Below are 23166 nucleotides of genomic sequence, written 5' to 3' on the forward strand. Positions count from 1 at the left end.
GGCACCTCTCCGGCTCCCGCGTCCGTCAGCGGCGCCGGTCCGGCGAATCCATCAACCGGCTCTCCCACGCCCACGCCGCGACCTCCACCCGGTTGCGCATGCCGAGCTTCGTCTGAATTGTCGCCAGGTGGCTCTTGACCGTGCTGATCGAGATGAACAGCTGTGCCGCGATCTCCTGGTTCGTACGGCCGCGGCCGATGGCCCTGATGACCTCCAACTCCCGTTCGGACAGGGGCTGGGAGGGGTTCGCCGTCGTCGGTTGTCGGGCGGGGGCGAGCTGGCGGAGCAGGCGCAGGGTGATCGACGGGGAGATCAGGGCGTCGCCGGAGCTCGCGGCGCGGACCGCCTCGACCAGCAGAACCGGGCCCGCGTCCTTGAGGACGAACCCGACGGCGCCGGCCTGCAGCGTGCCGTAGACGTACTCGTCGAGGTCGAACGTGGTGACGATGACCACGCGGAGCGGGTCGGTGACGCCGGGGCCGGCCAGGGCGCGGGTGACCTCGATGCCGTCCAGGCGGGGCATCCGGATGTCGACGAGGCACACGTCGGGGCGCAGCCGCCGCGCCATCTCGACCGTCTCGGCGCCGTCGGCCGCTTCGCCGACGACCGTGATGTCGGGCTGGTCCTCAAGGATGAGGCGCAGGCCGCTGCGGATCATGGCCTGGTCGTCGGCGAGCAGAACATTGATGGTCAACGACGGTCTCCCGAGGGGATCGGCAGGGTGGCGAACACCGACCAGCCGGCGTCGGTGCCGGGGCCGACCCGGAGCGTACCGCCGAGGGCCTCGACCCGTTCGCGCATTCCGATCAGGCCGAATCCGCCCGAGTGACGGTGCCGGGCGGGGGAGGGCGGGGCGTCGTCCGTGATGCGTACCGTGATGTGCTCGTCGGCCTGGGCGACGTCGACCGTCGCGCTGCGGGCGTGCGCCGCGTGGCGGGCGATGTTCGTCAACGACTCCTGCACGATCCGGTAGACGGTCGCCGTCACCTCGGGCGGCCAGGACGTCGGCTCGTCCGGCAGGCCCAGATGGACGGCGGGGCCGTGTCCGTCGAAACGGCGTACCAGCTCGGTGAGTTGCTCAGGACCCGGCGAGGTGGTGGCCCCGTCGTCGGAGTCGCGCAGCAGTCCCACCACACGACGCATCGCGGCCAGCGCGTCGGTGCCCGCCGTCTCGATGCCCTCCAACGTCTCGTCCAGCTTCTCGGGGTACTTGCGGCCGATGATCCGGGCTCCCTGCGTCTGCAGCACGATGCCGGTGATGTGGTGGGCGACGACATCGTGCAACTCCCGCGCCAGCGCCAGCCGTTCGTCATGCCGCGCGGACTCGGCGGACACCCGGTGCTGGTAGTCGCGGAAACGCAGCCACAGGCCCACCGCCACGGCCGCGCACCAGCCCTCCGTGCCCCGGCGGAACAGCGTGCCGGAGGCGCCGGAGGTGACGTCGGCGGTGAACAGGCCGATCGCCATGAGCAGCAGGCCGGCCACCGCGACACAGGCCGCTGTCCGGGTCGGCAGGGTACGGACGGAGTAGGTGGCCAGGATCAGCAGACCGAGCAGCGCCACCGCGCCGGGCTCGCCCGGCAGATCACCGATCCGGGCGACGACGGCGGCGACCGCCGAGACGACGAGAGCGACGATCGCCGCCCACTGCCCCAGGCGGTGCCGGAACAGGGCGGCAAGGCTCACCGTCGCGCCGACCGCCAGATCGAAAATCCAGGGCCGGCCCTCATGGGCGTAGATGGCGGCGACCACGACGAGCAGGGCCGCGAACACGACGGCGAACCCGGCGTCGATCGCGGTCCGGTGCCAACCGGTCGTTGACTCTTCAGCGTTCACGCGATTCACGCTACGGGAACGCCCCCGGCGTCGAACCGGCCGAAAGTACCAGTGCGTTCGCCCAGAGGCGTGCTTTCGGCGGGTGCGGGTACCGGCCCGGATTCCACATCCTGAGGTCATGACCGATCTCGTCGCACACTCCGTGACCTCGCTCTCCGTCCTCGCCGCGCCGGACCACCCGGCCACCGAGCGCAGCCCGATGCTCTACCTCCTCTACGTGCTCAGCGCCCTCGGCGTCATCCTCCTCGTCTACGTGATCGTCCAGGCCATGCGGAAGAACAACCGTCCGTGACCCGGCCGCCGACGCCGCACACCCCCACTCACCTCGACCAGGGAAAGACATGACTCCAGTACTGGAAGCCGACAAGCTCGGCAAGCGGTACGGCAAGCACCAGGCCCTGACCGACTGCGACCTGAGCATTCCGCAGGGGCGGGTGATCGGTCTGGTCGGTCCCAACGGCGCCGGCAAGTCGACCCTGCTCAACCTGGCCTGCGGGCTGATCCAGCCGACCTCGGGCTCGGTCCGGGTGCTCGGCTCCCGCCCCGCCGCGAACGCCGACCACCTTGCCAAGGTGGGCTTCGTCGCCCAGAACACCCCCGTGTACGCCGACCTGTCCGTCGCGGACCATCTGCGCATGGGCGCCCGGCTCAACCCCCGCTGGGACACCCCGCTCGCCCAGCGCCGTATCGAGCAGATCGGCCTGGAGCCCAAGCAGAAGGCGGGCCGGCTCTCCGGCGGACAGCGCGCCCAGCTCGCCCTCACCCTGGCGGTGGCCAAACGGCCCGAGCTGCTCATCTTCGACGAGCCGGCCGCCGCCCTCGACCCGCTGGCCCGGCGCGGGTTCCTGGAGAACCTGATGGAGTTCGTCCTCGACCTCGGGGCCAGCGCCATCCTCTCCTCGCACGCGCTCTCCGACGTGGAGCGGGTCTGCGACTACCTGATCGTGCTGGCCGAGTCCAAGATCCAGGTCGCGGGCGACGTGGCCGAACTGCTCGCGCAGCACCACCGGATCGTCGGCGCCTGGGACGATCTCGCGGTGCTGCCCGCCGGCATCGAGGTCATCCGGTCCGAACCGGCGCGGCGCGAGAGCTCCGCGATCGTCCGGTCCACCGGCCCGCTGCCCACCGACGCGCGCTGGAGCGTGGAGGCCCTCGACCTGGAGGAACTGGTCCTGGCGTACATGACCCGGGCCAGCCTCGCCGACGCCGTACCCGCATCGATGGCTCAGGAGACACACCGATGACCTGGCTGACCTGGCGGCAGTTCCGCACACAGGCGCTCGTGGGGCTCGGCGCGCTGGTGGCGGTCGCGATCTACATGGTCGTCATCGGCCTGCAGTCCCGTGACCGCTACGACCAGCTCCACGCCCAGTGCGACGGCGGCGGCTGCTCGAAGATCCTCAGCTCGCTGACCGACGACTACGGACTCGCGTATGACTTCGCCGGCTATCTGCTCATCGCCGTACCCGGCATCATCGGGCTGTTCTGGGGGGCACCCCTGATCACCCGCGAGCTGGAGGCCGGCACCCACCGGCTGGTGTGGAACCAGAGCGTGACGCGCACCAAGTGGCTGGCCGCCAAGCTCGGCCTGGTCGGGCTGGCCGGCATGGCCGTGACCGGCCTGTACAGCCTGCTGCTGACCTGGTCCGCCAGCAAGGTCGACCTCGTCGCCGACAACCGCTTCCAGCCGCTGGTGTTCGCCGCCCGCAACATCGCGCCGATCGGCTACGCCGCGTTCGCCCTGGTGCTGGGCACGATGGCGGGGCTCTTCCTGCGCCGGACCGTGCCCGCCATGGCGGTGACCCTGGTGATCTTCGCCGTACTGCAGATCGTCGTGCCCTTCGTGCTCCGCCCGAACTACGCCTCCCCGGTGACCGCGAAGGTGCCGGTCACCGCCGAGACGATCCGCAACCTGTCGATGATCGGCCACTACGGCAAGATCGGCGGGCTCAGCGTGGGCGGCGGGCCCTGGGTGGTGTCCACCAGCGCGCTGCTGAACTCGGAGGGCAAGGAGGTCGGGCACACCGACTGGTACCAGAACTGTGTGAACAAGGGGCTCGAGGAGATCCCCGGCTGTCTCGCGGCGGGCAAGCTGCACGTCCAGGTGACCGAGCAGCCGGCCGACCGCTACTGGAAGTTCCAGTGGTTCGAGACCGCGCTCTTCGCCGGACTCGCGGCGGTGCTCGCGGGGTTGTGCTTCTGGCGGATCAGAGGACCCGTCAACTGAGGCCGCACACAGGCCTGAGCGGACACGTCAGCGGCCGGTCGCCTCGCGACCGGCCGCCGTCGCGTTGCCGGCGGGCAGTGGGCCGGAGCCGTCCTGAGCGGCGAACTGGGTCCGGTACAGGGTGGCGTACCGGCCGTCGGCGTCGAGGAGTTCCTCGTGCGTGCCGCGCTCGGCGATCCGCCCCGACTCGACGAAGAGGATCTGGTCGGCCTCGCGGACGGTGGACAGCCGGTGCGCGATCACCAGTGAGGTCCGGTCGGCGAGCGCGGTCTTGAGAGCGCGCTGGATGGCGGCCTCCGACTCGGAGTCCAGATGCGCGGTGGCCTCGTCGAGGACGACCACGGGCGGGTTCTTCAGCAACAGCCGGGCGAGCGCGAGCCGTTGCTTCTCGCCGCCGGACAGCCGGTGGCCGCGGTCGCCGACCACGGTGTCCAGCCCGTCGGGCAGCGCCGAGATCAGCTCCCAGATCCGGGCCGCCTCACAGGCCTCGACCAGCGCGCGCTCGGGGGCGTCCGGCGCCGCGTACTGGAGGTTGGCCCGCACGGTGTCGTGGAAGAGGTACGTGTCCTGCGTGACCACGCCGATCGCGTCCCGCAGGGAGTCCAGGGTGAGCTCCCTGGCGTCCTGGCCGCCGATCCGGACCGTGCCCGAGACCGGGTCGTACAGACGCGGCACCAGCTGGGTGATCGTGGTCTTGCCGGCCCCCGACGGGCCGACCAGCGCGGTCAGCCGGCCCGCGGGCGCCCGGAAGGTCAGGTCGTGCAGGACCAGGGAGTCGTCGGCGCGCTCCCGGGTCGGCAGTGCGATCGACTCCAGGGAGGCCAGGGAGGCCTCGGCGGCGTTCGGGTAGCGGAAGCTGACGCGGTCGAAGGCGATCTCCGGGGCCGTGCCGGCTGTCGTCGGTACCCCTTCGTCCGTGGACGCGGGCCTGGCGGGGGAGGCCAGCGGGCGGGCGTGCGGGCTCTCGGAGATCAGCGGCTTGAGGTCGAGGATCTCGAAGACCCGGTCGAAGCTGACCAGCGCCGTCATGACGTTGATCTGCAGGTTGGACAGCTGGTTGATCGGGGCGTAGAGCCGCGAGAGCAGCGTGACCATGGCGACCAGGGTGCCGATCTCGAAGGCGCCCTCGATGACCAGACGGCCGCCGAAGCCGTAGACCAGCGCGGTCATCAGCGATGCCAGCAGGGTCGCCATGATGAAGAACAGCCGCCCCACCGTCGCCTGCAGCACACCGACGTCCCGGACGCGTCCCGCGCGCTCCCCGAACAGGGCGGACTCCGCCTCCGGCCGTCCGTAGAGCTTGGCGAGCATCGCGCCGCCGACGTTGAACCGCTCGTTCATCAACGAGCCGATCTCGGCGTCGAGTTGCATGCTCGTCCGGGCCAGTCGCTGCAACCGGCGGCCGACCGCCTTGGCGGCCAGCAGGAACAGTGGCACGATCACCAGGGCCACCAGGCTGATCTGCCAGGAGAGATAGAACATCGCGGCGATGATGAGGACCACGGACAGGATGGTCGACAGCGCTTGCGACAGGATCGCCACGACCGCCTGCTGACTGCCGATGACATCCGCGTTGAGCCGGCTCACCAGCGCGCCGGTCTGCGCCCGGGTGAAGAAGGCGATCGGCTGGCGCTGCACATGGCCGAAGATCTGCGTGCGCAGGTCGTAGACGAGCCCCTCGCTGACCCGTGCCGACAGCCAGGTCTGTATGTACACGGCGATCGCGCTCAGCACCGCCAACGCACCCACGGCCACGGACAGTTGGACGACGACATCGGTCTTGCGCGGCACGATGCCGTCGTCGATGATCATCTTCAGCAGCAGCGGGCTGCCGGCCAGAACAGCCGCGTCCACCACGGTGAAGACCATCAGCGCGGCCAGCGCCCTGCGGTACCGCAGGGCGTACGGAAGAATCCGGCGTACCGTACCGGGTTTGATCCGCTGTTTGCTGATGCCCTCGTGCATGCGCGGAATGAATGCCCCAGATGTGCTCAACGCTGAAATCCTTCCGGGTGTTTCCGACTCGGTGAAGCCACAATGGCGGGATTGCCCGAGGACGACGTCGTCGTCGAAAGGCGAAGCGCACCGAGGCTATTGCCGCCACGGACGTGGAACAAGCGCTCGCCATGCTGTAGCAGTGTGGGGGCGACGCCGGGCAGCGGTACCGGATCCGCAGGTGACACTGTTCAACCGGCGCGAAGCAGCGGTTGAACAACGGCGGCACAGATGAGCGGTGTTGAGCGGCCTGTAGTGGTGTGACATCGTCCTGTCTCCGAGGCCCAAGGGGGCCGCAACGGGGATGTGACAGGGTCGTGGCGGGTAATTCCCGTGACCCTTCGGGGGGTAATCCGCGGCGAAGTCGTCGAAGGCGCGCGGAAATTCGCTGAATACATGAACCCCGATTTTTGCCGGACTTCCTGGATGGGGTGCTGTGGTGGGTGACGCAGAGAAGTTCCTTCGATCGAGGGCGATCGTGGAGCCCTTGGTCGACCGGTTCTACGCCTGGTTCCACACGGTGGCACCGGTCCAGGCCGCGATGAACCTGGCCAACCTGCAGGTGCCGCTCCTGGAGTCGTACCTCCAGTCGCCGCAGGTGCACGTCGCGGCAGGCACCAACCCGGAGCTGCGCGGCGGCTACTTCGTTAACGTCGCCGAGGAACGCGGCGACGAGATAGGCGACCTGCTCGCCTCGATCAAGCGCGACCGCGCGCCGGCCCTGCGGTTCGCCGCGGCCGTCGCCGACGCGGAGGAGCTGCTGCGGCAGAACGCGACCGGGTTCGATCTGACCCCGTTCTACCCGCAACTGCCCGCGGAGCTGTCGGGGCTGGTGGAACTGGCCTACGACACGAACAACCAGGCGTCCGTGCGCTATCTGGAACCGCTGCTGTACACGAGCGAGCTGTACAGCGAGGCCCGGCAGTCGGTGCAACTGTCCCTGGAACCCGGCGTGGAGCGGCCGTTCATCCTCAGCACCCCGCGCCTGCCGTCGCCCGACGTGCTGGAGCTCGACATCCCCTTCCGCCACCCGGGCCTGGCGGAGCTCTTCCGCGCCAGGTTCCGGCCCACCAGCGCAGCCCGGCTGCGCGAGGCACTCGAACTCGACGACGCCCAGGCCGAGTTCCTGCCCAGGCTGCTGGCCGACGAGCCCAGCGTGTCCACCGACCGGCACATCGAGGCCGGTGGCCGGATCCGCTACTTCGGCCACGCCTGCCTGGTCCTGCAGACCCCCGACGCGGCCGTCGTCACCGACCCGTTCATCAGCGCCGACGCCTCCGCGGGCGACCGGTACACCTACGACGACCTGCCCGACCACATCGACCTGGTCCTGATCACCCACGGGCACCAGGACCACATCGTGCTGGAGACCCTCCTCCAACTCCGCGGCCGGGTCGGCACGGTGGTGGTCCCGCGCGCCGGCAAGGGCAGCATGGCGGACCCCTCCATCGGCCTCTACCTCAAGCACCTCGGACTTCCGGTGCTGGAGGTCGACGACTTCGACGAGGTGCCCTTCCCGGGCGGCAAGGTGGTCGCGACCCCCTTCCTCGGCGAGCACTGCGACCTCGACATCCGCGGAAAGTCCACCTACTGGGCCCAGTTGGCGGGCAGGAACGTGTTCATCGGCGCCGACTCCTCGGGCATCGACCCGGGCCTGTACCGACGCGTCCGCGAGCACCTGGGCACCGCCGACCTCGCGTTCCTCGGCATGGAGTGCGACGGCGCCCCGCTGACCTGGCTCTACCAGGCCCTGCTGACCCGCCCGGTCTCCAAGAAGATGAGCAACTCGCGCAAGCTGTCCGGCTCCAACGCCGCACAGGCCGCCGCCATCACCACCGAACTCGGCGCCGGCGAGGCCTACATCTACGCCATGGGCGAGGAGAGCTGGCTCGGCCACGTCATGGCCACCTCGTACACCGAGGACACCTACCAGCTCAAGCAGATCGACGAGTTCCTCACCTGGAGCTCTGACCACGGCGTCAAGGCCGAACACCTCCTCAACCAGCGTGAGTGGCGCTGGCAGTGACGCCTCCCGACACCACCCATGAGGAACCCACCCGGAAAGGAACCTCCCGTGCCCAATCCGTTCGAGGACGACGACGCCCCCTACCTGGTCCTGGTCAACGACGAAGGCCAGCACTCGCTGTGGCCGGTCTTCGCCGACGTACCCGAGGGCTGGCAGCGGGTGTTCGGCGAGGCCGCACGTCAGGACTGCCTCGACTACATCGAGCAGAACTGGACCGACCTGCGGCCCAAGAGCCTGATCGAGGCCATGGAGAAGAACTAGGCCCGCACACCGTGCGGTCGGGCCGGGGGGAGGTCGCGCCATGACAGTGGAACTGCTGCAACACCGGAGCGTGGCGGAGGCGTTTGCCGAGCGCGCCGCCGCGCACCCGGAACGCATCGCGCTGACGATCGTCCGGAGCTCCGCCGAAACGGAGCAGGAGACCCTCTCCTACGGCGAGTTGGCCCGGCGCGTCCGACGGCGCGCCGAGCGTCTCGCCGCCCGGTTCGCGCCCGGCGAGCGCGTACTCGTCGCCCTGCCCACCGGCACCGCGTTCGTCGAGGTCTACCTCGCCTGCCTCACCGCCGGCCTGGTCGCCGTACCGGCGCCGGTCCCCGGTGACTCGGCCAACGCCACCGACCGGGTCGCCGGGATCGCCGAGGACTGCGCCCCCGCCCTGGTGATCGCGGAGGCCGACGCCTGGGAGCCGCTCGCCGAACGGCTGCGCGGACACGGACCGGTCGTGGAGGCGGCGGGCGCGGCCGGCCCCGGCGACGGTCCGGCGCCGTACCGCGGCGACCGGGACACGCTCGCCGTCCTTCAGTACAGCTCGGGATCCACCGGAAGCCCGCGCGGAGTGATGCTCAGCCACGGCAACGTCCTCGCCAACACCGCCGCGTTCTGTGCGGCCACCGGCGTCGGGCCCGAGGACGCCTTCGGGATCTGGCTGCCGCTCCACCACGACATGGGACTGTTCGGCCAGCTCACCGCCGCACTGCTCCTCGGCGCCCCCATCGTCCTGATGCCGCCGACCGTGTTCGTACGGCGGCCCGTGGAGTGGCTGCGCATGATCGACCGGCACGGCATCACCGTCACGGCCGGCCCCGACTTCGCCTACGACCTGTGCCTGCGCCTGGTGACGGACGACATGCTCGACGGAGTCGACCTGTCCCGGCTGCGCGTCGCCTTCAACGGCGCCGAGCCGATCCACGTCCCCACCATGACCGCCTTCACCCGCCGCTTCGCCCGAGCCGGCCTCCGTCCCGACGTGATGTCACCCGCCTACGGCCTGGCCGAGGCCACCGTCTACGCCACGGCGGTCCCCATCGGCACGGCGCCCACGGTGCTCGTGGCCGACCCGGGCCGGCTCGCCGCCGCCGAACACCCGCGCCTGTGCCCGGCCGAGAGCGGCACGGGCAGGGAGATCACCGCCGTCGGACGGCCGGGCCATCCGGAGATACGGATCGTCGACCCCGACACCCGACACGCCCTGCCCGCCGGCTCGGTCGGCGAGATCTGGGTGCGCGGAGCGAACGTCGGCTCCGGCTACTGGGGGCGCCCCGAACTCGACGCCCAGGTCTTCGCGGCCCGCCTCGAAGGCACAGGCGTCGACGAGCAGGACACCGGCTCCTGGTTGCGTACAGGCGATCTCGGCGCGCTCGTCGACGGCGAACTCTTCGTGACCGGCCGGCTCAAGGAACTGCTCGTCGTCCGTGGCCGCAACCTCTTCCCGCACGACCTGGAACAGGAGGCCCGGGCCGCCCACCAGGCCCTGCGGGGACACGTCGGCGCGGCCTTCGCCGTCGCCGCACCCGACGAACGGATCGTCCTCGTGCACGAGGTCGCCCCCAGGACGGCGGACGACGAACTGCCCCGCGCCGCGGCCGCGGTGACCCGGCGCCTGACGACCGCGTGCGGGGTCCCCGTCCACAACGTCCTGCTGGTCCGCCGAGGCACCGTACGTCGCACCACCAGCGGCAAGATCCGCCGCGCCGAGATGCGCGACCGGTTCCTCGCGGGCGACATCACGGCACTCCACACCGAACTGGACCGAGAGGTACGGCAGTTGAGCGCAGGGGGCACCCCGTGACGGCACCTCGGACCGCCTACGCGGTATCGGACACCGCCCTCGACGCCGCCCTCGGCGACCCCGAGGAGTCCGCCGTCCGCAGCGCCGCCCTCGACGCCGCCGAGGAGTTCCCCGCGCACCTGTGCGCCCGGCTCGACGCGTTCGGGCTGCCCGCCCACTACGTACCCGCCGAGCAGGGTGGAGCCCTCACCGATCACGAGGAACTGCTGCGCCTGTGGCGGACGGTGGCCCGTCGGGACCTCAGCGCGTTGATCGCCCACGGCAAGACCTACCTGGGCGCCGTACCGGTATGGCTCGCGGGCGACGCCGAGCAGACCGCGGCGACCGCCGCCGCCGTCCTCGCCGGCCGGCCCGTCGCCTGGGCCCTGTCCGAACCCGACCATGGCGCCGACCTGTTGGGCGGCACCCTCACCGCCACACCGCACCCGGGCGGATACCGGCTCGACGGCATCAAGTGGCCCGTCAACAACGCCACGCGCAGCAGCCATCTCACTCTGCTTGCCCGCACCGGCGCGCCCGGCGGCGCACGCAGCCACAGCCTGTTCCTCGTGGACAAGCCGGCCCTGGCGGCCGGGACGTGGCACACCCTGCCCAGGGCCGCCACCCACGGCGTCCGCGGCATCGACATCTCCGGCCTCGCCTTCGACGGGGCGACTCTCCCGGCCACCGCCCTCCTGGGTCCCGAGGGCACGGGTGTCGAGACCGTCCTGCGCGCTCTCCAGCTGACCCGCACGATGTGCGCGGTCCTCTCCCTCGGCGCCGGCGAACACGCCCTGCGACTGACCGCGCGCTTCACCGCAGAGCGCGTCATCCAGCGCCGCCCCCTCGTCGACCGCCCCCACCCCGGCGCGGTCCTCGCCCGCTGCGCCGCACTCCTCGCCGCCGTCGAGGCCACCGCACTGATCGGCGCCCGCTCCATCCACGGCCTCACCGCGGAGCTGAGCGTGAGCTCGCTGGTGGTGAAGTCCCTCGCCCCCACCCTGGTGGACGCGGTCCTCGGCGAACTCGCCGAACTGCTCGGCGTCCGCTCCTATCTCACCGGCGTCCACGCGCACGGCGCGTTCCAGAAGGTGCGGCGCGACCACCACGTCGTAGCGGTGTTCGACGGCAGCACACCGGTCAACCGCAGTGCTCTGGCACAGCAGTTCCCCCGCCTGGTACGCGGCTGGACCACCGGCACGGTCGACGCCGACGGCCTGGCCGAGACCGTCTCGGTCGGCACCGCGCCCCGGCCGCTGGACCTCTCCGAGCTGACCCTGATGTCCCGGCACGGCAGTTCCGTCGTCCAGTCACTGCCCGCGCTCGTGGAGTCGATCGCCGTCCGGGGCGCCCCCACCGGGCTCGCCGAACACGCCGCCGCAATGCGGGCCACCGCCGCCGCGCTGACCGGCCCGCTGAGCGAGGTACGGCCGGCGCCCCGACCGCCCATGCACGCCTACGAGTTGGCCGAGGCGTACGAACTCTGCTTCGCGGGCGCCGCATGTCTGCACCTGTGGGCCGCGCACCACGACCGGCACGCCGGGGAACCGCTGTGGCAGGACGGCCTGTGGGCCAGGGCCGCGCTGCGCGCCCTGTCGGCCCGGCTCGCCGATGTGCTGCGCGCGCCCCGCCCGGGCCCGGCACCCGGCGACGACCACATCGACGGCCTGCTCTCCCACCACATCTGCGAGTCGACGGCCATCGGCGCCCCTGTCACGCCCTTCGGCACACCCCTGCCGCTCGCCACGGGCGACCGGCAGGCCCGGGAGCGCACCGCGTGAGCGCCGACCGTCTCGACACCCTGCTCGGCGACCCAGGTGACCCCGACAACCCGGTCGGGCACGCGGCCGTACTCGCCGCCGACGAACGCCAGTCGATGCTCCCCGAGGGCGAGCGACTGCTCGACGCGTACGGCATGAACGCCGAGTACGTGCCCGCCGCCTACGGCGGCCGGCTCACCCGCGTCGACCGACTCGCCGAGATCCTGCGCACCTTGTGGCGCCGCGACCCCTCCCTGGGCCTGGGCCACGGCTTCAGCTCCTTCATCTCCGCCGTAAACGTCTGGAGCGCGGGCGACGAGCAACAACGCCGCACCACGGCCCGGTTGCTGCTCGGCGGACACAAAATAGCCGCCGCCTTCCACGAGTTGGACCACGGCAACGACTTCCGGCACGCCGAGTGCGCCGCCCGCCCGACCCCCGGCGGAGGCCATCTGCTGTCCGGCCGCAAGGAGATCGTCACCAACCTCGCCCGAGCGCAGGCACTCGTGCTGTTCGCCCGCACCGGCGACCGCGGCGGCAGCCGCGACCACAGCCAGTTCCTCCTCACCCGCGAGACCCTCCCGGCGGACCGCGTCCACGACCTGCCCCGCTACCCCAGCTCCGGCATGCGCGGTGTCCAACTCGGCGGCATGCGATTCACCGACTGCCCCCTCCCCGAAGGCACGATGCTCGGCACACCGGGCCAGGGCATGGAGATCGCCCTGCGCGCCTACCAGATCACCCGCTCCGTCTTCCCGGCCATCAGCGTCGGCCCGCTGGACACCGCGCTGCGCACGACCCTCGCCTTCGCCCGCGACCGCCGCCTCTACGGCGGGACCGTCGCCGACATCCCCTACGTACGCGCCGTCGTCGCCCGCGTCCACGCCGACCTGCTCGCCGTGGACGCCTTCTCCGGCGTCGGCGTCCGCGCCCTCCACCTGGCCCCCGGCTCCACGGCCGTGTACGCGCCCGCCGCGAAATACCTGACGTCCCGAATGGTGCTCGACGCCTTCGAGGACCTCCGCTCGGTGCTCGGCGCCCATGCCTACCTGCGAGAAGGCCCGTACGCCATCTTCCAGAAGCTGGCCCGCGACATCGAGCCCGCCGCCTTCGCCCATGTCTCGCGCGCTGCCTGCCTGGTGATGCTCCTGCCGCAACTGCCCCGCCTCGCCCGCACCGCCTGGGAGACCGGCCCGGCCGCCCCGCCCTCCCTCTACGACCTCGGCGCGGACCTCCCCCCGCTGCGCCTGGAGAGCCTGGTGGCCGGCATGCCCCGCGTCGACGGAGTCATCGGCACCCTCACGGAGATCGCCGCCGGCGAGCCCTACAGCGGACCCGAAGGCCGGTTCGCGGCCCGCTTCGCCGGTGAACTGCGCACCCTGCGCAAGGAATGCGCCGAGCTCTCCCCGGCGGACATCACCATCGACGCCTCGCCCGAGGCGTTCGCGCTCGCCGACCGCTACACCGTCGTCCTCGCGGCCGCGGCGATGCTCGCCGTGTGGCGCCGGGGCGGCGACCGCCACCCGAGGGCCGCGCTCGCCCTCGCCCTCGACCGGCTCACCGGACGCCTCGGCGGCGCCCCGGTGCTGACCCCCGCCGAACGCGCGGACGCCGAACAGCACGTGTTCGACCTGGCGGTCGAGCGGTTCGAAGACCGCAGGCTCCTCGATCTGACCGCCCGGCCGATCCCGGGCCGATGAAGGGAACACCGTGACCGAGACCGATCCGACGCCCGCCCTGCGGACCCCCGAGGGCATCCAGTCCTGGCTCCTCGAAAGGGTCGCCCACTACCTCCAGCGGCCCAGCGAAGAGGTCTCCGCGGACGCGTCCCTCGCGGAGAACGGAATCGACTCGGTGTACGCGTTCGCCCTGTGCGGCGAGATCGAGGACCGCTACGGGCTGCAGATCGAACCCACGCTGCTCTGGGACGTCGACACCATCACCGAACTCACCGCCCACCTCGTGGGCCTCGTCCACGAGTAAGGAAGAGGAACACGGGAATGGTCCTGCCCGCACAGGGAGTCCGGGAACTGATGTCCGGCCAGCTCGGCATCTGGTACGCCCAGCAACTCGACCCGGACAACCCGGCCTACAGCATCGCCGAATACACCGAGATCCACGGCGACTTGAACGTGGACGTCCTGGTAGCGGCGCTGCGCCACGCCCTGACCGAGGCCGACACGTTCCGGCTCCGGTTCCGGCTGGACAGCGGCCGACCCCGCCAGTACGTCACCGACCTGGCCGACCCACCGGACCACCCGATCCACGTCGTCGACCTCACCGCCGATGCCGCCCCGCGCGCCGTCGCCGAGCAGTGGATGCGTACGGACCTGGACCGCCCCGTCGACCTCCTCCAAGGCCCGCTGTCCGCACAGGCCGTCCTCGTTCTCGGCCCGCGGCACGTCCTGTGGTACCAGCGCGCCCACCACATCGTCCTCGACGGCGGCAGCCTCGCGACCTTCGCCGACCGGGTGGCCACCGTCTACAACGCCCTCCTCGCCGGCCGGACCCCCACCGAAGGCGCACCACGCCCGGTCTCCGTCCTCATGGACGCCGACCACGCCTACCGCACCTCGGACGAGATCGACCGGGACCGCCACTACTGGCACGAGGCACTGACGGACCTGCACGAGAGCGGCCCCCAGGGCAGGTTGCTGTCCGGGCGGCCCGTACGGCACACGGACGACATCGCCCCCGACGAGGCCACCCTCCTCAGGACCGCCGCCCTCCGACTCCGCACCGGACTCGCCGGCCTGGCCATCTCCGCGGCGGCCCTCCACCACCAACACGCCACCGGGGAGAGCGACTTCGTCATCGGCGTGCCCGTCGCCGGCCGCACCACCCGCCAGGAACTCGGCATCCCCGGCATGACCTCCAACGTCCTGCCGATCCGCTTCGGGCTCCACCCGCGGACGACCGTGGCCGACCTCCTGCGACAGACCGGCCGATCCCTCCGCTCCGGCCTGCGCCACCAGCGCTACCAGCACCGCGACCTCCTCGGCGACCTCCACCTCGTCGGCGGCGGCTCGCTGTGGGACCTCAGCGTCAACGTCCTCTCCCTCGACCGGCCCCTCCGGTTCGGCGACTGCACCGCCGTCCGAACGGGCCTGTCCAGCGGACCCGTCGACGAGCTGAAGATCGACCTCTACGACCGTGGCGACGACGCCGGTCTCCAGACGATCGTCCAGCTCAACCCCGACCGCCACGACCCGGCATCGGCACCAGGCATCGCCCGCCGGTTCCGCGGAATCCTGGGCCGACTCGCCGCCGCGCAACCCACCGACTCCCTGCTGCGCCTCGACCCGCTCGACACACGGGAGCGACACCGGCTCCTGACCTTCGGGCAGGGGCGTACGGCCTCCAGGCCGCCGGAGATGATGGCCCCCGGCCTGTTCGAGGCACAGGCGGCGCGAACACCGGACGCGGTGGCGGTGGTGAGCGGCGACATCACGCTGACCTACGGGGAGTTGGACGAGCGGGCGGGCCGTATCGCAGGGCGCCTGCGGGCGCGTGGCGTCGGCCGCGAGAGCGTGGTGGGGCTGTGTCTGGCACGGGGTGTGGACATGGTCGCGGCGATTCTCGGGGTGTGGAAGGCGGGGGCCGCCTATCTGCCGCTGGATCCAGAACTGCCCGCCGAGCGGCTGCGGTTCATGCTCGCCGACACCGGCGCCGCCCTCACGCTGAGCCACCGCGACCTCCTCCCGCAGGGCGTCACCGAGGACGTTCTCCGCCTCGACGACCCGGCGATCGACGCGGAGTCGGACACCCGGTCGGTGGAAGGCGCGAGCACGCCCGTCGACCCGCGCGACCTCGCGTACGTGATGTACACGTCGGGCTCGACGGGCAGGCCGAAGGGCGTCGCGGTCACGCACGGGGGACTGGCGAACTACGTGGAGTCGGTGCCGGAGAGGCTCGGCTTCGAGCAACTCGGGGCCCGGTACGCCCTGTTGCAGCCCCAGACCACGGACTTCGGCAACACCGTGCTGTTTGCCAGCCTGATGTCAGGCGGTGAACTGCACATCCTGGACGCGGCGGCGGTGACGGACCCGGCGGCGGTGGCGGAGTACCTCGCGACGCACCGCATCGACCACATGAAGGCCGTGCCCTCGCACCTGGCGGCCCTGGCGTCCGTGGCCGGTCCGGAGAGCGTGCTACCTGCCGGATCACTCGCATTGGGTGGCGAGGCGGCCCAACCCACCTGGTTGGCTGAGCTGTTGACGGCCGCCGATGCCCGCCCTGTCTTCAATCACTACGGTCCGACGGAGACCACGATCGGCGTGCTCACCGGCCGGCTGGACGCGTCTGAGGTGCGCTCCGGTGTCGTAGCGCTGGGGGAGCCCGTCCCCAACACCCGTGCGTATGTGCTGGATTCCTGGCTTCGGCCGGTGCCGGTCGGTGCGACCGGTGAGCTGTATGTGGCCGGGGCGCAGGTGGCGCGGGGCTATGTGGGGCGCCCGGGACTGACCGCGGAGCGGTTCGTGGCCTGTCCGTTCGGCGGGTCGGGGGAGCGGATGTACCGGACCGGGGACCGGGTGCGGTGGACGGAGGACGGTCGGCTTGTCTTCGCCGGACGTGTCGACGACCAGGTCAAGATCCGCGGTTTCCGTGTCGAACCCGCTGAGGTGCAGGCCGTGTTGGCCGCGCATCCCGCCCTCGACCAGGCCGTGGTGGTGGCCGACGGTACGGAGACACCCGGCGGAACCCGGTTGATCGGCTACGTCGTACCCGTCGAACCGGACATCGACCGCGAGCAACTGGCCACTGACATCAAGGAGTTCGCCGCAGTACGGCTGCCCGCGCCCCTGGTGCCCGCAGCGGTCGTCGTCCTCGATGAACTGCCTCTGACCCCCAACGGCAAGCTGGACCGCAAGGCACTGCCCGCCCCCGAGCCCGGAGCCGGAGCGGGGCGCGGGCCGGCGGACGCGCAGGAGGAGCTCCTGTGCCAGGAGTTCGCCCGCGCGCTGGAACTGCCCCGGGTCGGCGTCGACGACGACTTCTTCGCCCTGGGCGGCAACTCGCTGCTGGCCGTGTCGCTGGTGGAACGGCTGCGTACGCGCGGGGTCGCGGTGTCGGTGCCGGCGCTGTTCGAGACGCCGACCCCGGCCCGGCTCGCGACGGCCGCAGGCCCGAGACCGGTCTCCGTGCCCGAGAACCGCATCCCGCAGGGCAGCGACCGGATCACGCCCGAAATGCTGCCGCTGATCGACCTCGACGAGGCGGAGATCGCGCGGATCGTCGCGGCGGTGCCGGGCGGTGCGCCGAACATCGCCGACGTGTACCCGCTGGCCCCCCTCCAAGAGGGCATCTTCTTCCACCACTTGGCGCGGGCCGAAGGTGAGACGGACGTCTACATGAGCTGGGCCGTGCTCCGGTTCGACTCCGGGGGCCGGCTCGACCGCTTCCTCCTGGCGCTTCAGCGGGTGATCGACCGGCACGACATCTACCGCACCGCGATCGCCTGGGAGGGGCTGCGCGAACCGGTGCAGGTCGTCGCCCGGCACGCCGAACTCCCTGTCGAACACGTCATGTTGGACCCAGCCGGTGCCGACCCGGTGGACCAGTTGCGGGCCGCCGCCGGCAACTGGATGGACCTGGGCCGGGCGCCCCTGCTGCGCGTCCACCATGGCACCGACCCCCGCGACGGACACTGCCTGGCACTGCTGCGCATGCACCACCTGGTGCGTGACCGCACATCGATGGAGGTGCTGCTGGATGAGGTCCGGGCGTTCCTGGCCGGGCGGGGCGAGGAGCTGGCGGCGCCCCTGCCGTTCCGGGACTTCGTCGCACAGGCCCGACTCGGCGTCCCGCGCGAGGAACACGAGCGGTACTTCGCCGGGCTGCTCGGCGACATCACCGAGACCACCGCCCCGTACGGGCTCCTCGACGTACGGCGTGACGGCACCGGCCTGGCACGCGCCCGGCAACCGGTCGACGACCGACTGGGCGCGCGGGTACGGGAATTGGCGCGCACGCTCGCCGTCAGTCCGGCCACCGTCTTCCATCTGGCGTGGGCTCGGGTGGTCGCGACCCTGTCGGGCCTGGACGACGTGGTGTTCGGCACCGTGCTGCTCGGCCGGATGAACGCCGGCGCGGGCGCGGACCGGGTCTCCGGGCCGTTCCTCAACACCCTGCCGGTGCGGGTGAGTCTGGACGGACCGAGCGTCACCGAGGCGCTGACGGGACTGCGGGGCCAGCTGGCCGGACTCCTCGCCCACGAGCACGCACCCCTCGCCGTGGCCCAGGCGGCGAGCGGAGTCCCCAGCGGGAGCCCGCTGTTCACGTCGATCTTCAACTACCGGCACGGGCAGACCGAGTCAGGTGTCGACATCGAGGGCGTCGAGCTCCTCGTCAGCAGGGAGCACACCAACTACCCGCTGAACGTCGCGGTCAGCGAGACCGGCTCCGGGTTCGACGTGAACGTCAGCGCGCTCACCCCCGCCGACCCCGAACAGATCCACACCCTGCTGCACACCTGCCTGCACAACCTGGTCACCGCACTCACCGAGGCCCCGGACACCCCACTGGCCGCGATCGACGTGGTGGGGGAGGCGGAACGCCACCGAGTGCTGACCGGCTGGCAGGGAACGGACCGCGAAGCGCCTGAGCTGATGGTGCCCGGGCAGTTCGAGGCCCAGGTGGCGCGGACGCCGGACTCGGTCGCGGTCGTGTGCGGTGAACAGGCCCTGACCTACCGGGAGATGGACGAGCGGGCGGGCCGGCTGGCCGGACTGCTGAGGGCGCGCGGTGTCGGCCGTGGAGGTGTGGTGGCGCTGTGCATGCCGCGAGGTGTGGACATGGTCGCGGCGATCGTCGGCGTGTGGAAGGCGGGGGCCGCCTATCTGCCGCTGGACCCCGAACTGCCGCCCGAGCGGCTGCGGTTCATGCTCACCGACAGCGGCACCGCCTTGGTCGTCGGCCTTGAGGAAGAGCTCGACGAGCTGCCGTTGGGGCGTGTCCAGACGCTCCCGCTCGACCATCCGGTGGTGGCCGCCGAGTCGGCGACCCGGCCAGCGGAGGGACCAGGTGTCCCCGTGGACCCGCGTGACCTCGCCTACGTGGTCTACACGTCGGGGTCGACCGGCCGGCCGAAGGGCGTCGCCGTCACCCACGGCGGACTCGCCCACTATGTGACCTCGGTGCCCGGTCGCGTCGGCTTCGGGGATCCCGGCGCGCGCTACGCGCTGTTGCAGGCGCAGGCGACGGACCTGGGGAACACCGTGGTCTTTGCCAGCCTGGTGTCCGGCGGGGAACTGCACATTCTGGACGCGGCGACGGTGACGGACCCGGCGGCGGTGGCGGAGTACCTCGCGACCCACCGCATCGACTGCCTCAAGGCGGTCCCCTCGCACCTGGCCGCCCTCGGCTCAGCAGGCGATCCGACCGGACCCGTCCCGGCGAAGTCGCTGGTGCTGGGCGGCGAGGCGGCCCAACCGGACTGGCTGGCGGAGCTGTTGACGGCTGTCGGTGAGCGGCCTGTCTTCAACCACTACGGTCCGACGGAGACCACGATCGGCGTGCTCACCGGCCGGCTGGACGCGTCCGAGGCGGACTCCGGTCTCGTACCGCTGGGGCAACCGGTCCCCAACACCCGTGTGTATGTGCTGGATTCACGGCTGCGGCCGGTGCCGGTGGGCCTGACCGGTGAGCTGTACGTCGCCGGTGCGCAGGTGGCGCGGGGCTATGTGGGGCGCCCGGGACTGACCGCGGAGCGGTTCGTGGCCTGTCCGTTCGGCGGGTCGGGGGAGCGGATGTACCGGACCGGGGACCGGGTGCGGTGGACGGCGGACGGTCGGCTGGTCTTCGCCGGACGGGTCGACGACCAGGTCAAGATCCGCGGTTTCCGTGTCGAACCTGCCGAGGTTCAGGCCGTGTTGGCCGCGCATCCCGCCCTCGCTCAGGCGGTGGTGGTGGCGCGTGAGGACGCTCCCGGTGACACCCGGCTGGTCGGCTACGTCGTACCGGATGATCCGGATGAACTGGACACTGACGCCGGTCAGTTGGGTGAGGCGGTGCGCGCGTACGTCGCCGAGAGGCTGCCCGGATACATGGTCCCCGCAGCCGTGGTCGTACTGGAACGTCTGCCGCTGACCGCGAACGGCAAGGTCGACCGGGCCGCCCTGCCCGCCCCCGAGCGAGTGACGACCACGCGCCGGGAGCCGGCCAACGAACGGGAGTCCGCTCTGTGCGGGGCGTTCGCCGAGGTGCTCGGGCTGCCGTCGGTGGGTGTGGACGACGACTTCTTCTCCCTGGGCGGGCACTCGCTGCTCGCGACCCGACTGGTCAGCCGGGTGCGGGTGGTCCTCGGTGAGGAACTGCCGATCCAGGAACTGTTCGCCTTTCCCACGCCGGCCGGGCTCGCGGTCCGGCTGGCCGAGCACGTCAGTGAGCCCGAGAGGGCCAGGCCCGCGCTGCGGCCGATGCGTCAGAGGGAGAACATCTGATGATTCCCATGTCGTTCGCTCAGCGGCGGATGTGGTTCCAGTGGCGGGTCGAGGGGCCGAGCGCGAGCTACAACAGCCCGACCGTCGTCCGCCTGCACGGCGAACTGGACCGTACGGCCCTAGGTGCCGCGCTGCGTGATGTCATCGGCCGGCACGAGGTGCTGCGGACCGTCTTCCCCGAGTCGGACGGCGAACCCGGACAGCGGATCCTCGACCTCGACGACCTGCCCTGGGAACCGACCCTCGTGCACGTCCGGCCGACGGACGAGCCGGCCGGCTCCGGGCAGCGCCTGGTCTCCCTCGACGACCTGCCCTGGGACCGGCCCGCACTGGATCTGCCGGTTGTCGAGCGGACCGTGGAGCCGCCGACCGCCGAGGTGACGGCGACGGACCTGGCCGGCGCCGTGGCCCGCGCGGCGGCGCACGCCTTCGACCTCGCCGCCGAAATCCCGGTGCGCGCGTGGCTGTTCGCCATCGCGCCGGACGAGCACGTCCTGCTCCTCGTGATCCACCACATCGCGACCGACGGCTGGTCGCACGGCCCGCTCGCCCGGGACCTCGCGACCGCCTACGCGGCCCGCTGTGAGCAACATGCCCCGGACTGGGAGCCGTTGCCGGTCCAGTACGCCGACTACGCCCTGTGGCAAAGGGAGTTGCTGGGCACCGCGGACGACACCGGCAGCGTCCTGGCCCGGCAGACCGCGTACTGGCGCGCAGCCCTCACCGCCGTACCCGAGGAACTGCCGCTGCCCACGGACCGCTCGCGCCCGGCCGCACTCTCCTACCGAGGACACGCCACCGGCGTCGGCATCTCTGCCGCGACGCACCGCGCGCTGACCGACCTGGCACGCGCCCGACGGGCCACCCTGCCCATGGTGTGTCAGGCCGCGCTCGCCGTGACCCTCTCCCGGCTGGGCGCCGGCTCGGACATCCCGGTCGGCGTACCGGTCGCCGGACGCTCGGACGAAGGCCTCGACGACCTGATCGGCTTCTTCGTCAACACCCTCGTGATACGCGCCGACTTGACCGGCGAGCCGACCTTCACCGAGGTACTCGACCGGGTACGGCGCACCGCCATCGACGCCCTCGCGCACCAGGAAGTGCCGTTCGACAGGCTCGTCGAGGAACTCGCCCCCACGCGCTCGCTGGCCCGCCACCCCCTGGTCCAGGTCCTCGTCGCCCCCATGGACACCGCGTCCACCGTCGAGCTGCCCGGCCTGCGCAGCGAGGTCCTCTCCCTCGGCCGCCCCCACGCAAAGTTCGACCTGGAGGTGTCGGTGGGCGAGACCTACGACGCCCAGGGCGCCCCCGCCGGACTGCGCATGGCCGTGATGGCGTCGGCGGACCTGTTCGACCTCTCCACGGTCGAGCGGATCGCGGCATGCCTGCGACACGTCCTGGAGACGGTGGCCGCCGACCCGGACGTCCGCGCCGCCGCGATCGACGTGGTCCAACCCGCCGACCTGCAAAAGATGTTGGAGACCTGGAACGGCGCTGACGTACCCGCGGCCGACACCACCGTCCCGGACGCCTTCGCCGCCCAAGCCGCCCGTACCCCCCAGGCCACCGCTCTGGTCTGCGGCGACATCGAACTCGACTACCGCGCACTCGACCAGCGCGCCAACGCCCTCGCCCACCGCCTCATCGCGTCCGGTGTCGGACCGGAGACCACCGTCGCCGTGGCGATGGAACGCTCCGCCGACCTCGTCGTCGCCCTGCTGGCGGTCCTGAAGACGGGCGCCGCCTATCTGCCTCTGGACATGGCCTGGCCGACAGCCCGTACGACCGCGGTGGTACGGGACGCGGGGGCCCGCGTCCTGCTGACCCACCGGGCCACAGCCGGACACGAGACCGTACGGGCCGCCAAGGCCGACGGCGCCCACCTCGTGGCCGTCGATGCCGCGTCCCTGCCCTCGGACTCGCACCGTCCGACGTCGACGGCATTGCCGGACGGCGCCGCGTATGTGATGTACACGTCGGGGTCGACCGGTGTGCCCAAGGGCGTGGTGGCGTCGCACCGCGATGTCGTGGCGTTGGCGTCGGACCGGTGTTGGGGTGTGACGCCTCGGGTGTTGTTCCATGCGCCGCATGCTTTTGATGCGTCGTCGTACGAGTTGTGGGTGCCGTTGTTGTCCGGTGGCACGGTCGTTGTGGCGCCCACGGAGGCGATGGACGGCAAACGCCTGCGCGCCCTGATCACCGACCACGACGTGACCCACGTCCACGTCGCGGCCGGACTGGGTCGGGTGCTCGCGGAGCAGGATCCGCATTGCTTCTCGGGTGTGCGGGAGGTGTTGACCGGTGGTGATGTGGTGCCGGTGGGTGCGGTGCGGCGGATCCTGGCGGCCAACCCGGGTGTGGTGGTTCGGCACTTGTACGGGCCGACCGAAGTGACGCTCTGCGCAACCCAGTTCGCGGTCGAGGACGTGGAACGGGTCGGCCAGGTGCTTCCGATCGGGCGACCGCTCGACAACACGCGGGTGTTCGTCATGGACGGTGGGTTGCGTCCAGTGCCGGTGGGTGTGACGGGTGAGTTGTATGTCTCGGGTGCGGGGTTGGCGCGTGGTTATCTCGGTCGCGCTGGGTTGACGGCGGAGCGTTTTGTGGCGTGCCCGTTGGGTGCGGCTGGTGAGCGGATGTACCGGACCGGGGACTTGGTCCGCTGGTCGGCGGACGGGCAGCTCGTCTTCGTGGGTCGGGCGGATGAGCAGGTGAAGATCCGCGGTTTCCGGGTGGAGCCGGGTGAGGTCGAGGCACTGCTGGCCGCACACCCGGGTGTCGCGCAGGCCGCAGTCGTCGTTCGTGAGGATGTCCCGGGCGACAAGCGCCTGTTG

Annotated in this window: 14 protein-coding genes; 11 read left to right on the top strand and 3 right to left on the bottom strand. The window is 71.5% G+C overall.

What is annotated here, in order from left to right:
* Positions 1-25: 25 nt before the first annotated feature.
* Together ACWDR3_RS12010 and ACWDR3_RS12015 are read right to left on the bottom strand one after the other, a co-directional pair.
* On the bottom strand, positions 26-694 hold the full coding sequence (locus tag ACWDR3_RS12010; RefSeq protein WP_450352355.1) for a response regulator: 669 nt from the start codon (positions 692-694) through the stop codon (positions 26-28).
* Entirely contained in the window at positions 691-1836 is a 1146-nt protein-coding gene (locus tag ACWDR3_RS12015; RefSeq protein WP_450352356.1) for a sensor histidine kinase, read from the bottom strand. Before ACWDR3_RS12015 ends, ACWDR3_RS12010 begins: the two co-directional genes overlap by 4 nt.
* Positions 1837-1954: 118 nt before the next feature.
* Between ACWDR3_RS12015 and ACWDR3_RS12020 the strand changes: the two genes are divergently transcribed.
* The 3 genes from ACWDR3_RS12020 to ACWDR3_RS12030 are packed head-to-tail and all read left to right on the top strand — an operon-like array spanning position 1955 to position 4063.
* The gene (locus ACWDR3_RS12020) at positions 1955-2128 is read left to right on the top strand and encodes a hypothetical protein (protein ID WP_450352357.1); all 174 of its coding nucleotides are present in this window, start codon (positions 1955-1957) and stop codon (positions 2126-2128) included.
* Between the two features lie 49 nt (positions 2129-2177).
* Positions 2178-3080, top strand: a complete 903-nt coding sequence (locus tag ACWDR3_RS12025; protein ID WP_450352358.1) for an ABC transporter ATP-binding protein — start codon at positions 2178-2180, stop codon at positions 3078-3080.
* Positions 3077-4063 carry an ABC transporter permease subunit gene (locus ACWDR3_RS12030; RefSeq protein ID WP_450352359.1) on the top strand — a complete coding sequence of 329 codons (987 nt, stop codon included), beginning with the start codon at positions 3077-3079 and terminating at the stop codon, positions 4061-4063. The genes ACWDR3_RS12025 and ACWDR3_RS12030 overlap by 4 nt, the downstream gene beginning before the upstream one ends.
* A 27-nt stretch (positions 4064-4090) precedes the next feature.
* Here ACWDR3_RS12030 and ACWDR3_RS12035 read toward each other — a convergent pair whose 3' ends face one another.
* A complete protein-coding gene (locus tag ACWDR3_RS12035) occupies positions 4091-6028 on the bottom strand; it encodes an ABC transporter ATP-binding protein (RefSeq protein ID WP_450352360.1) in 1938 nt (645 codons plus the stop codon).
* Positions 6029-6497: 469 nt separating this feature from the next.
* On the opposite strand from ACWDR3_RS12035, the gene ACWDR3_RS12040 reads away from it, so the two are divergent.
* From ACWDR3_RS12040 to ACWDR3_RS12075, 8 genes are all read left to right on the top strand, one after another.
* Entirely contained in the window at positions 6498-8084 is a 1587-nt protein-coding gene (locus tag ACWDR3_RS12040; RefSeq protein ID WP_450352361.1) for an MBL fold metallo-hydrolase, read from the top strand.
* Positions 8085-8132: 48 nt separating this feature from the next.
* On the top strand, positions 8133-8345 hold the full coding sequence (locus ACWDR3_RS12045; RefSeq protein WP_450352362.1) for an MbtH family protein: 213 nt from the start codon (positions 8133-8135) through the stop codon (positions 8343-8345).
* Positions 8346-8385: 40 nt separating this feature from the next.
* Positions 8386-10152 (top strand): fatty acyl-AMP ligase, encoded by a 1767-nt coding sequence (locus ACWDR3_RS12050; RefSeq protein WP_450352363.1) that lies wholly within the window; start codon positions 8386-8388, stop codon positions 10150-10152.
* Entirely contained in the window at positions 10149-11912 is a 1764-nt protein-coding gene (locus ACWDR3_RS12055; RefSeq protein WP_450352364.1) for an acyl-CoA dehydrogenase family protein, read from the top strand. Before ACWDR3_RS12050 ends, ACWDR3_RS12055 begins: the two co-directional genes overlap by 4 nt.
* Complete coding sequence (locus ACWDR3_RS12060; RefSeq protein WP_450352365.1) at positions 11909-13591, top strand: acyl-CoA dehydrogenase; 1683 nt, start codon at positions 11909-11911, stop codon at positions 13589-13591. Before ACWDR3_RS12055 ends, ACWDR3_RS12060 begins: the two co-directional genes overlap by 4 nt.
* 10 nt (positions 13592-13601) lie before the next feature.
* Entirely contained in the window at positions 13602-13874 is a 273-nt protein-coding gene (locus ACWDR3_RS12065; RefSeq protein WP_450352366.1) for an acyl carrier protein, read from the top strand.
* 17 nt (positions 13875-13891) lie between these two features.
* Positions 13892-20332: an amino acid adenylation domain-containing protein gene (locus ACWDR3_RS12070; protein ID WP_450352367.1), complete on the top strand. Its 6441-nt coding sequence runs from the start codon at positions 13892-13894 to the stop codon at positions 20330-20332.
* 8 nt (positions 20333-20340) lie between these two features.
* A partial coding sequence (locus ACWDR3_RS12075) for a non-ribosomal peptide synthetase (RefSeq protein WP_450352368.1) occupies positions 20341-23166 on the top strand: 2826 nt, incomplete at its 3' end.

Source organism: Streptomyces sp. NPDC001002 (assembly GCF_053599215.1).